The sequence below is a fragment of the Dolichospermum sp. UHCC 0259 genome (assembly GCF_009711935.1).
Classification (GTDB): Bacteria; Cyanobacteriota; Cyanobacteriia; order Cyanobacteriales; family Nostocaceae; genus Dolichospermum.
Map to the genome: position 1 here is coordinate 1 of NZ_VIKX01000086.1, position 12,198 is coordinate 12,198.

At 38.7% G+C, this 12,198-nt stretch carries 9 protein-coding genes; 5 read left to right on the forward strand and 4 right to left on the reverse strand.

Annotated features, from left to right (window positions below; all coding sequences use genetic code 11):
• Nucleotides 1-98 precede the first annotated feature (98 nt).
• From FJR05_RS06880 to FJR05_RS06890, 3 genes are all read left to right on the forward strand, one after another.
• The gene (locus FJR05_RS06880) at nucleotides 99-1,784 is read left to right on the forward strand and encodes an AarF/ABC1/UbiB kinase family protein (protein ID WP_168643428.1); all 1,686 of its coding nucleotides are present in this window, start codon (nucleotides 99-101) and stop codon (nucleotides 1,782-1,784) included.
• A gap of 21 nt (nucleotides 1,785-1,805) precedes the next feature.
• Nucleotides 1,806-2,534, forward strand: a complete 729-nt coding sequence (locus FJR05_RS06885) for a Stp1/IreP family PP2C-type Ser/Thr phosphatase (RefSeq protein ID WP_168643429.1) — start codon at nucleotides 1,806-1,808, stop codon at nucleotides 2,532-2,534.
• 1,245 nt (nucleotides 2,535-3,779) lie between these two features.
• Nucleotides 3,780-3,977 carry an NblA/ycf18 family protein gene (locus FJR05_RS06890; protein WP_168643430.1) on the forward strand — a complete coding sequence of 66 codons (198 nt, stop codon included), beginning with the start codon at nucleotides 3,780-3,782 and terminating at the stop codon, nucleotides 3,975-3,977.
• Between the two features lie 482 nt (nucleotides 3,978-4,459).
• On the opposite strand, the gene FJR05_RS27595 is transcribed toward FJR05_RS06890, so the two are convergent.
• From FJR05_RS27595 to FJR05_RS06905, 4 genes are all read right to left on the reverse strand, one after another.
• A complete protein-coding gene (locus FJR05_RS27595; RefSeq protein ID WP_256376179.1) occupies nucleotides 4,460-4,582 on the reverse strand; it encodes a hypothetical protein in 123 nt (40 codons plus the stop codon).
• Nucleotides 4,583-4,630: 48 nt separating this feature from the next.
• On the reverse strand, nucleotides 4,631-6,268 hold the full coding sequence (locus FJR05_RS06895; RefSeq protein ID WP_168643431.1) for a serine/threonine-protein kinase: 1,638 nt from the start codon (nucleotides 6,266-6,268) through the stop codon (nucleotides 4,631-4,633).
• A gap of 541 nt (nucleotides 6,269-6,809) precedes the next feature.
• Nucleotides 6,810-7,256 carry a hypothetical protein gene (locus tag FJR05_RS06900; protein WP_168643432.1) on the reverse strand — a complete coding sequence of 149 codons (447 nt, stop codon included), beginning with the start codon at nucleotides 7,254-7,256 and terminating at the stop codon, nucleotides 6,810-6,812.
• A gap of 89 nt (nucleotides 7,257-7,345) precedes the next feature.
• Entirely contained in the window at nucleotides 7,346-8,497 is a 1,152-nt protein-coding gene (locus FJR05_RS06905; RefSeq protein WP_168643433.1) for an anhydro-N-acetylmuramic acid kinase, read from the reverse strand.
• Between the two features lie 1,037 nt (nucleotides 8,498-9,534).
• Here FJR05_RS06905 and FJR05_RS06910 point away from each other — a divergent pair.
• Both FJR05_RS06910 and FJR05_RS06915 read left to right on the forward strand, forming a co-directional pair.
• The gene (locus tag FJR05_RS06910; RefSeq protein WP_168643434.1) at nucleotides 9,535-10,986 is read left to right on the forward strand and encodes a sugar transferase; all 1,452 of its coding nucleotides are present in this window, start codon (nucleotides 9,535-9,537) and stop codon (nucleotides 10,984-10,986) included.
• A gap of 7 nt (nucleotides 10,987-10,993) precedes the next feature.
• Nucleotides 10,994-12,031 (forward strand): TauD/TfdA family dioxygenase, encoded by a 1,038-nt coding sequence (locus FJR05_RS06915; RefSeq protein WP_168643435.1) that lies wholly within the window; start codon nucleotides 10,994-10,996, stop codon nucleotides 12,029-12,031.
• Nucleotides 12,032-12,198: the final 167 nt, after the last annotated feature.

Consider the following 12,198-nt stretch of genomic DNA (forward strand, 5'->3'; position numbering starts at 1 on the left):
CGTTATTTGAGTCATGACACCCCGGAATGCGTAGCTAGTTCCCTGTCCTCTGCCCCCTGCCCCCTCCCTCCGTGACAACCCGACGGTATAAGAAAAATATGGAACAAGGTTACTCAGACAAAGCATACCGTTGGAATCGGGAAGAATACTCTAGCAAACGCCGCTTTGTGGATATTTGGTCTTTTGTCTTGACCTTGATGTTCAAAATTTGGCGCTATAACAAGGCTTGGAGTTACCCCGGTGGTGTAACAGAAGCCAAGCAAGCAGCTAGACGCAAAGCCCAAGCAATCTGGATTAAAACGACGTTTTTAGATTTGGGTCCGACTTTTATTAAGATTGGACAATTGTTTTCAACTCGTGCGGATATTTTCTCTGCGGAATATGTGGAGGAGTTATCTAAGTTACAAGATAGAGTCCCGGCATTTAGTTATGAACAGGTAGAAGGAATTATTGAGCAGGAATTAGGGAAGAAGATTTCCGTGCTGTTCCAAGATTTTGAACCTGTTCCCCTGGCTGCTGCTAGTTTGGGTCAAGTCCATAAGGCGATTTTGTATACTGGTGAGTCAGTGGTTGTCAAGGTGCAACGCCCTGGACTCAAAAAGCTGTTTGAAATTGATTTAGGCATTCTTAAAGGTATTGCTCGCTATTTTCAAAACCATCCCAAATGGGGACGGGGTAGAGATTGGATGGGTATATATGAAGAATGTTGTCGCATTCTTTGGGAAGAAATTGATTATCTGAATGAAGGACGCAACGCCGATACTTTTCGCCGGAATTTCCGTATTTATGATTGGGTAAAAGTACCGAGGGTTTATTGGCGTTATGCTACCTCTAGAGTGATTACTTTGGAGTATGTGCCGGGGATTAAAGTTAGTCAATATGATGCTTTAGATGCAGCGGGTGTGGATAGAAAAGCGATCGCTCGCTATGGCGCACAAGCCTATCTCCATCAACTTCTCAACAATGGCTTCTTCCACGCTGACCCCCACCCTGGTAATCTCGCAGTTAGTCCCGACGGCGCTTTGATTTTCTACGACTTCGGGATGATGGGAACAATTAAATCCAATGTTCGTGAAGGATTAATGGAAACCTTATTTGGTATCGCCCAAAAAGATGGAGACCGTGTGGTAAAATCTTTAGTTGATTTGGGAGCGATCGCCCCAGTTGATGACATGGGACCAGTCCGCCGTTCAGTCCAGTTTATGCTGGATAACTTCATGGATAAGCCCTTTGAAAATCAATCAGTGGCAGCCATTAGCGAGGATTTATACGAACTCGCTTATGATCAACCATTTAGATTTCCAGCAACTTTTACCTTCGTCATGCGTGCCTTTTCCACCCTCGAAGGAGTCGGTAAAGGTCTAGATCCAGAATTTAACTTTATGGAAGTTGCCCAGCCTTACGCCATGCAGCTTATGACAGATAACAGTAGTTCTGAGGGGAATAGCTTCTTGAATGAATTAAGTCGTCAAGCAGTCCAAGTCAGTAGCACTGCTTTAGGATTACCACGAAGATTAGAAGATACCCTGGATAAAATAGAACGAGGGGATATTCGACTAAGAGTTCGCTCCGTAGAAACTGAACGCCTGATACGGCGACAGAGTAATATTCAACTGGGAATAAGTTATGCTCTTATTATCAGTGGTTTTACAATTGCCGCTACAATTCTCCTCGTTAGCCATTATGTATGGTTAGCAAGTTTAATTGGTTTAATTGCCGCATCAGTTTCATTCATGCTGATTCGTTTGCTTTTACGCCTCGACCGTTATGATCGAATGTATTAATTAATTGTTCACGAAAAATCTATGAAACTTGAATCTACCGGTTGTACAGATCCGGGGCTTATTCGTGCTTATAATCAAGATTCCTACCATATTGACCCCGCAGGGCGATTCTTTATAGTTGCTGACGGGATGGGTGGTCATGCAGGAGGAGAAGAAGCCAGTCGCATTGCTACCGAAGAAATTCGTTCATATATCGATCAAAATTGGCAATCCTCCCAGTCTTCCTCAGCAATTTTAGAACAAGCTTTATCTACCGCCAATCAAGCCATAGTTAAAGACCAGCAAAATCATCCTGAACGGTCTGATATGGGGACAACAGCCGTAGTCATCATGATTCGTCCATCGGAATTACCCGTATGTGGTCATGTTGGTGATTCCCGTCTTTACCGTCTGCGAGAATCACAACTAGAACAAATTACAGAAGACCATACCTGGATTGCCAAAGCCCTGAAAATTGGCGATATTACTGCTGATGAAGCCAGAGTTCATCCCTATCGTCACGTTTTATCTAGTTGTTTAGGCAGAGAAGACCTCAACCACATTGATATTCAACCACTAACTCTAGAAAGTGGCGATCGCCTCCTCCTCTGTAGTGATGGACTTACAGAAGAACTCATAGATCAGAAAATTTTTCAATACATCAACGACGCACCCAATTTAGAACAAGCTGCTCACACCTTAGTTGAAGCCGCTAAAGAAGAAGGTGGACACGATAACATTACCGTTATCCTCGTGTCTGTAGAAGCCTAATAGGGGGTAGGAGTCAGGAGTCAGGAGTCAGGAGTCAGGAGGAAGAAAAGAAGAAAGAAGAAAAAAATTTCTCCCCTGCTCCCTGCTCCCTGCTCCCTGCCCCCTGCTCCCCTGCTCCCCTGCCTGCTCCCTGTTCCCTAAAAAAAAGTAAATATACTTAACAATTTGTTCAAATTGAGCATTTTTTATATTAGCAATTTGATAAAAATATTTTTAATCTCCACAAATTACCACAGGAGCTTAAATTTTTATAATTTCCACAATTGACATATTGCACCTTGTAGTCTGTCTTAATAAACAGCAAATAAGCGGTTAATACATCAGAGAATCCAGATCAGCAGCAAACATCAAACTTGCCTGTCTCTTAATTTCTCACCAATAACCCCTAAATATCAACCAACCCATAACTACTGTAACTTAAAGAATCTTCACCAAAATCAAACCATCAAACTTGCACAAATCCGCTCTCTGCGGAGTAGATTTTTGTATCGGTAAATACAGCAACACTACATACGTCAGAAAAATAAATTCAAAAAGATGGGCAAATTGTCAAATACTTGTTATCTTTCTTAATATAGAGAAACAAATGTCAGGCAAAATCTAGCCCAAAGATGACCTCTTAGGACTTTTATCTAATTCAACAGATTGCAAATCAAGGCAACAAGGAATTTAAATCACAAGCAACAGCCTGTTTTACCTAAAAATTCCCGATTGCCAACTTTTCAATTCTGTGATCAATTTCGATTTTACACATTGTTTGTTTTGGAGTTCATTGTCAGTAACCCAGCCCTAAAGGGACTGAGCTTGCAAGAGTAATCAAGCAAGCTGTGCTGACCAGACCACCCTGACCTACTTGCCCTGAGCGAAGTCGAAGGGAGTCTCGTGGTAGCCGTTATTTGAGTCATGACACCCCGGAATGCGTAGCTAGTTCCCTGCTCTGTCATTTGCAATTAAACAGTTTTAAGGTCACTGAAACAGTGTTGCAAGTCTAAAAAGCTTTTATAACTGGTCTAAGCTAACATTACCCCAGAAATGGGAGGCTCTTTGGAGCAAAACATTATGCGTACAGAGTTGGAGAATTTGAATCGGTAATTGTCCCGTTGAAAGTACATTACAAAAGTACCCCGAATTTCCTAACTCCAAGGCGGTAATGAGAAAATATTCAATTCAAGGCGGTTAAAACCGCACAACTCGTTTCCCTCTCAGGTTTGAAGACACTGAGTTTCCCACCTACTGCGAGGTTTTATGAATCAACGAACTGAACTATCTTTGGAACAGCAATTTAGCATTCGCTCCTTTGCCACACAAGTCCGACACATGAGCCACGAACAAGCTCAAGATTTTTTGGTCAAACTATATGAGCAAATGGTCGTTCGTGAAGCAACTTACCAAGAAATGCTCAAACATCAATGGGGTCTAGAATCAGATCCCAATATGGCATAGAGTTACTAATGATTGACACTCTCAGGTCTAAAGACACTGAGATTCTTTAATCAACGAGCCAACTTACAATTACTGGATTACTCCAACAAAAACAGAGGTTGATTCTCCTAAAGCTTTAATTCCGATATGCCCTACCGTACTCGATTTTTGCATTTCATTTTTCACCAAATTTAGCTTTCCTAAACTGCAATACCGTTAGGTATGACTACGCACTCAACCACATAAGTTAAGTTTTTACGTCGTTTAGTTATACTTAAATTCTGGAATTGGTGAAATATTATCACATCCATTGTTACCGGTCAATGAATTAAGCGAATAAATTCGCTCGTGTCGCTTGTATCTCAGCACGCTTTGTGACTGAGCTTTACTCTTACCGGATATTTCTGTAACTTTTCTTGTATCGCAGTGGGCGACCTCCTTCTCTTGCTCGTTTCCAGACAGGAAAAAAGCTGGGGATGTTGGGGCGTTAACTTCGATTACTACTACAGTATTATGATTGCTCCTCCAATTAATTCTTCATTTTCTAATTCTTCATCCTGACTCCTGACTCCTGACTGGTCACTGAGCGAAGCCGAAGTGCTGACTCCTGACTCCTGACTGGTCACTGAGCGAAGCCGAAGTGCTGACTCCTGACTCGGTGACTCCTAAGATCATCAACCAGAAATATCAAATGAAGAATTAGTATCAATTGTTTCTAACTTAGCTAATATTTGAGGTTTAATTTTTTCATATTCTTTTTTCAATAGATTTTTACTAATTTGAGCATTCGTTGATAAAGTTGAACCCTGACTAGAAACAAGCCACTCTTGCAATCTTTTTCTTTGAGCCGCAGCAATATTTGATTGCAATATATGTGTGCAAGGATGAGGAGTTTCTTTAGCGAAGAATAATAAACGATATTGCCCGGTGTTGTACAGTAATCGAGTGATTTCTTGTCCAGGACTAGTTTTGAGATCCAAATAATAAGGCAACCATTTAGCCCCATGTTGACGACTATAAATAACTGTAATCCATAACATGACAGGATGGGGAGAAGAAATAAAGAGAAATTGATTGTAGCGAGTACAAACTAGACGTTTTTGAATTTCTTCTTGGGGTAGCATCACCCATAAAGCTGGTAACAAAGTTTTGTCATGGTAAATGGGTTGAATAAATACGATATTCGCAATTGGTTTATTGTGTGGCCAAGTAACTAACTGCGTTATGTCATTATGAATTGAATATCTCTGTAGTTCGACTTGTGTGTTGTGATCTGTAATGGGAATTGTCAGCAGATCGGTTTTTATTTTCTCTACTGCTCCGGGAACTACAGGAACTACAGGAACATTAGGTTTAATAATGTCTTGAGCATTTTGATATACAAAAGCATTATTATGAATAATAGGAGTATCGTTGACGATATTAGGCGTTTCTTCTTGCTGTTCTACGGTAGCAAGAATATTAATAATTTCATTGATACTTTGGGGACGTTCACTGGGTTTTTTGCATAAACAATTCATGATTACATCTTCTAATTGCTTGGGTAGGTGCAAATTAGGAGAAATTTCTGCAAAGGAACAGGGTTTTTCAAAAGTGTGGGCTTTATACCATGCGCCAAAGCTGTTGGTTGATGCCACCACAGGAATTTTACCAGTCAGCATTTCAAACATCATGATCCCAAAACTGTAGATATCAGAACGACTATCTAATTCTTTACCTTCAATTTGTTCAGGAGAAGAATAAGCCAAAGTTCCTAAATAGAACTTGGTATGGTCACTATCAGACATTAGTAATTTAGCAATACCAAAGTCTAAAACTTTGACTAATTCTCCAAAACTGGGGTCTTGAGTCACCATGATATTACCGGGTTTAATATCACGATGGATGATTGGACAAATTTCTCCATCTACAGGAATACCATCATGAGCGCACTGTAGTCCTAAACCAATTTGCTTGGACATACTGAGAAATCTGGGTAAACTTAGATGTTTTTTGCGAATGATTTGACCTAATGTTTGTCCTTTTAGATATTCCATAACGTAGTATGTTTCATCTACCCCATAGTCCATGACTCGGACGATATGGATGCTTTTTTGACCAAGTAAGGCACAAGTTTTAGCTTCTCGCTCAAATCGTTCTTGTAAACGCATCCTTTCGTTTTGGATGGATAAAGTTAAAAACTTGACTGCAACGGGGACACCTCCCAGCAACGTATCCTTAGCACGATAAACTCGTCCCATTGCACCAGAGCCAATTAGCTCTTGTAGTTGGTAACGGTTTCCGAGTAAGCGACCAATGTTGGGGTCTGACATAGAAAATTCGACTCCAATGTTTAACAGTTCAGGGGATAGTTTTGTAGGTTTTGGTGATTAGAAAGTAGGTTGAAAACCTGAGAATTAAAACCGAAAATCCGTCAATTCCAAATTAGAGTCTAATTTAGACAAGAGTTTATCAGTTGATTATTTCACTTTTAGGGTATATTTACGCATTCTTTTCAATTTTACTTATATTTTTACGTAAAATTGCTGGCTTTATAACTAGTACGTTTTTACTATCATGGTTACTTGCCAGTAAAATTACTGATTAAGTTTAGAAGTAGAATCTTTGAAGTACAACTAGCACCGCAGGGCGGAAGTCAAAAGTCAAAAGTCAAAAGTCAAAAGTCAAAAATAATAGTTCATAGGCTTTTTAGTGATTGAGAATGGTTGGCTTATTTACGCCGCAGTGTACTAGTAGTTCGTCAAAGTTATTTTGACGGGTAATAATAGGAAAAAACTTCTGTTTTCCCTCCCCTACTCCCCCTGCCCCTCTTCTCCCCCTGCTTGCCTAAGACAATTATTTACATTCACCTACTTAATGTAATTGGCGTTCTAGATTAGCTTCTATTGTACTGTCTAAAAAATGACCAACAAGAATACCACTAGTTAAGTAATACTGATTATCATTAATTCGATGTAGAGTTTCAAATCCACTGCGTCTTTGACGATCGCTCAATACCCAATAACGTTGCACAATTGTATCTGGACAAATCCAGCCTTCACCTTCTATTTGTCCTAGAATATTATGCTGAAGTAAAAAATTATACTGGCGTTCTCCGTCATGTAATCGTCCTTTATATTGAAAAGAGATTTCTGGGCGATCGCTGTTAGGAAAGATTAATTTTGTAGCCATAGAGAACCAATTATCTCGATTCCAAACCACTAATGTTAAACCTTTCAAGGGAATTGGTTGACTATTGCGCTCCAACCAGTTGCCTTGGATCACCCACCGTCCTGGTTCTAATAAAAAAGTATGCCCCACCTGGTAAATCCTTTGTTTTAATCCAGCACAGTCGAAGTTGAGAACTACTTGCTAGTCTTCTGCAAGAAAAGAGAAGAATATAGACTAAATTAGCGATAATTATTGTGAATTTCCCCTAAAAGCATCTCTTGATATGCTCCTGTGACTGCGGGTAAGTTACCAGGAATGTTGATGTTTCGCCAGTATGCTAAAACCGCAAAAGCGATCGCCTCTTTAAATGCAGCGCTTAAGCCAAATTCATCTGTAGTTGAAACTGGAATATTACCCAACAACAACTTTAAGCGATTTTTTAAGTAACTATTACGACTGCCACCACCACATAATATTACCTTATGTGGTCTTCTGGGGAGGAAACTATCATAACTATGGACAATAGAAACTGCCGTTAATTCGGTGATAGTTGCTAAAAAATCTGCGGAATTGAGTTGGTAGATTTGGGCATCCTGTAAGCAATCATGCAAGTAAGTAAGACCAAATAACTCCCGTCCAGTAGATTTGGGTGGTGGTAAATGGAAATATTCATGACTTAGCCATTGTTCCACCAAGGGGTAACAGGGTGTACCACTGGCTGCCCAATCGCCATTATCATCATAGCTTTTAGTGCCATTTGTAAAATGCTGTACGGCTAGATCCAATAAACTATTACCTGGACCTGTATCCCAGCCGCGAATTTGCGACAACCAATCATCATTACGGGCGGGAAGATACGTAACATTACCAATACCTCCAATATTTTGAATACAACGTTCTTCCTGGGGATGACTAAGTAAATAGGCATCTACTTTAGGAACAAGGGGCGCACCATGACCATAAGCAGCTATATCTGCTATTCTGAAATTACTGACAGTAGTAATACCTGTTAAGTGGGCAATTAACGCGCCCCGTCCCAGTTGGCAGCTATAACCCAGTTCTTCTCGTCCTTGGGGTGGACGATGGTAAACAGTTTGACCATGAGAACCGATGAGAGTGGCACTGGGATGACCAATCTGAATATGTTGAGCCGCTTGGGCAAAGTTATGAGCGATCGCATCATCTATTGCGGCTAAATCTGCCATTGACACCGCCGTACCAGCCCCCAGCCCAAGAATGTGTTCTCTGAGATCAGGGGAGTAGGGATAGGTTTCCCCTGCGAGTAATGTCACCTTCAAATCCAAATCTCTACCGGAAACTTCTACGAAAGCGGTATCTATCCCATCTACAGACGTACCACTCATTAAACCAATTACGCGAGTCGGTTGCATTGACTCAAATACTTTTATGAATTTGCGATCGTAGTGTAATTGATCCTATTACTTATGTCAAAACAAGACTTTTACTATGCTTGAACTTAAAAATTTACAGCGGAAGTATTAAAGATTATGTAAAATTTGGATAAGGATTACATAAATAAGATGTAATAAGTTATACGAATAATGCAAATTTTCCATGCGGATTTTATATACATGACAAAAACATACTAAATATTTCAGTTCATGTATTGATATAAATATTACATCATTTAAGATTTATGAAAACAACAGGATGTAGAATATATGTGCTTATTTATATATTCTTTCATAAAAATCAAAAACAAATATCATCAATTCAAATGTTTTACTTATCTAACAAACAATAAAAATTGAGAATATCAATTTATCCTGAAAGCAGCCTGTCAAAAGCTTGTAATCTGTTTAAAGAACCTCATGATGTTACCTGAACCCTATTGTAAATGTCCTCTTATTCAAATACTGGCGTAAAAATACTGAAACTATTTTTGACAAAATATCTGATATATACTAACAACAGTTTTACTAGTTAAAAAATATCATATTTAACTCAATCTCAATGCTGGCCGATTACAGAATATTAACCAATATAGCCACAGTACACTTAGCGATATAGACAAATAAAATACTTGACAGACTGGACAAATAAAATAATAGTTAAAGAAGTATACATTAAGTTCTTTTTCTCCGGGAAAGTACATTATACCCAGTGTAATCATCATCTTCAGAAGAATCATCAAGCGAAATATTTTTATCCGCTGATATTTCTTTTGATAGTTGTAAGTTTGTCATCCTATTAGTTTATGAATTCATTACTCCCGAAGATAGTCAGGAAAAATCAAGTTATCAACAGGTAATAGCACTATGTTATTGAGTGATATTCTTTATAGCCTTCAACCTCAGCCTAAAATCTATTTATAACAAGTCTTTAACCTTGCCCGTACCTATTTAATCAATCACTAATGTACTCCAATCATTCAATATCCCGTATAACACTCAGGTAAACTTATATCATGAAAGACCTTGCAATAAGTAATCAAACCTTACTTAGTGATAGCCTCAATGAAGCTAAATTAGATTTACGCGCCCCTGATTTCGCTACCATCCGTAAAGGAAAATGGTGGCTAAGATTACTGATTATTATTTCAGTAGACATTGCTTTATTATTAATCGCTTGGATGTTAGCTGAATATAATGCACCTTGGCTGGGACAGCACGAATATTTGTCTATGTTGACAGCTATTTTTATTCAAATAGCATCATTATATTTTCAAGGTAATTATGAATCATTCACAAGTGCTGGCACAAAATCAGATAATTATGGAAATATTATCAAAACAATGTTTTCTGCCCATTGTGTGATCTTAATGTATTGTTTTTTATATCAACCAATTGAAGATATTACCCGATCAACATTAATATTTTTCTGGTTCATCAGTACATTTTTAGTTTGTGCTGGTAGATTAGTCATGAATATCGGTTTTGACTATCTGCAACGCAGGAAAAATATTGCCTGTGATCCAGTTTTTGTAATTTGCAGTTCCCAAGAAAAAGAACAAGTTTTTAGCTTTATTCAACAAGAAAATCGTTACACAATAGCGGGAAGCGATAGTGCTAAATGCCTAGATAGAAAAAATCGCCAAAAAACTTTAGATAAACTCAATAAACTGGGAATAACAGAAGTTTTTATTTCTTGGGATGCTATTCAAAATAGAATGTTTTTATGTTGGTTATTCCAAGCATCTGGGATTACAGTCAATTTTTTACCTGTAGAAATCAAAGCAATTTATCGAGATTTAGAAGTACACAACGTTGGGGGCATGAATTGTTTAAGTTTTGTCTGTCCATTAATTATTGGTAAAGATTTCTGGATTAAGCGCACTTTTGACATTTTCTTTGCCACTTTATTTCTCATTTTCACCTTTCCTGTATATTTAGCGATCGCCACAGCAATTAAATTAGACTCTCCAGGTCCAGTATTTTATCAACAAACTCGTATAGGGTTACGCAGAAAGGAATTTAAAGTGTGGAAATTCCGCACCATGCGAACAGATGCAGACAAAATGCAAAAAGAACTAGAAGCCTTAAATGAAACCAAAGATGGCGTTTTATTTAAAATCAAAGATGATCCTCGCGTCACTCAGATAGGCAAATTTCTCCGTCGTTACAGCCTAGACGAACTACCTCAACTATTTAATGTTGTCCTGGGAGAAATGAGTCTCGTTGGTCCTCGTCCCTTACCTACTAGAGACGTAGACAAATTTTCCGAAGGTCATTTTATCCGTCAAGAAGTGTTACCCGGTGTCACTGGGATGTGGCAAGTTTCAGGACGTTCTGATATCTTAGATTTCGATCAAGTCATCAAACTTGACCTCAGATACATTGAAAATTGGTCACTGTGGTTAGATTTTCAGATTTTGTTCAAAACCGTGCAGGTAGTTTTGAACAAAGAAGGAGCCTATTAGAACTTCTATGGAAACAGCAAAACCCAGCCTCAAAAAATTAGGACTTGTCAAAAGACAAGCCGTAACATCAACATCAGCACAGTGGATAAAAACAGAACAATTATCTGACCATCCCTTACCCTTGTTAGTAACACCAGCAATAGATGGATTAGACCTCATAAATTGGACTCAAAATCATCAAGATTGGCTAAAAACACAACTTCTCAAACATGGAGGCATACTTTTTCGTAATTGTCACATTAAAGACATAGATGGGTTTCAGAAATTTATGGACTCCATCTCCAGTGAATTGCTAGATTATACATATCGTTCTACACCTCGTAGTCAAGTTAATGGTAAAATCTATACCTCCACAGAATACCCAGCTAACCAAAGTATTCCCCAACATCATGAAATGGCCTACTCCCGTAACTGGCCCATGAAAATTTGGTTCTTCTGTATCACAGCTTCGGAAACAGGAGGAGAAACGCCCATAGCCGATGGTCGTCGAGTATTTGCACGGATTCCTGCCAAAATCAAGGATAAATTTATAGCCAAAAAAATAATGTATGTTAGAAACTATGGAGATGGACTTGATTTAACTTGGGAAAATGTTTTCCAAACCAACAATCAAGATCAAGTCGAACAAATCTGTCGTCAACGAGGCATTGAATGGGAATGGAAACAGAATAATCGTCTGACAACTAAACAAATATGTCAAGCAGTAGCTACTCACCCACAAACAGGAGATGTAGTTTGGTTTAACCAAGCCCACTTATTTCATATTTCTAGTTTGTCCCCACAAGTTCAGGAACTGCTATTAGCAGGTTTTGGAGAAGAAGGACTACCACGCAACTCCTATTATGGTGATGGTTCTCCAATTGAAGAATCTTTTTTGCAAGAAATTAGGGAAATATATGATCAAGAAATGGTAATGTTTCCTTGGCAATCAGGGGATATTCTCATGCTTGACAATATGTTAGCCTCTCATGGACGCACACCATTTACAGGTTCACGTAAAGTGGTTGTCGGTATGGCTGAAGAATATAGCAATTCTAATTTTTAGCCTAATTTTGCAGTTTAATCTTGTGTTTTTGTTAATTATATAGCTGGAGCGATTTTCGGGTAAATGAGCCACATTTTTTTGTCTCACGCAGAGGTGCAGAGAGAAATCAAGAGTAGTTTTTCACTCTCCCCCCACTTTCGAGAGTTTATAGGGTAGGTAGAAGTAGG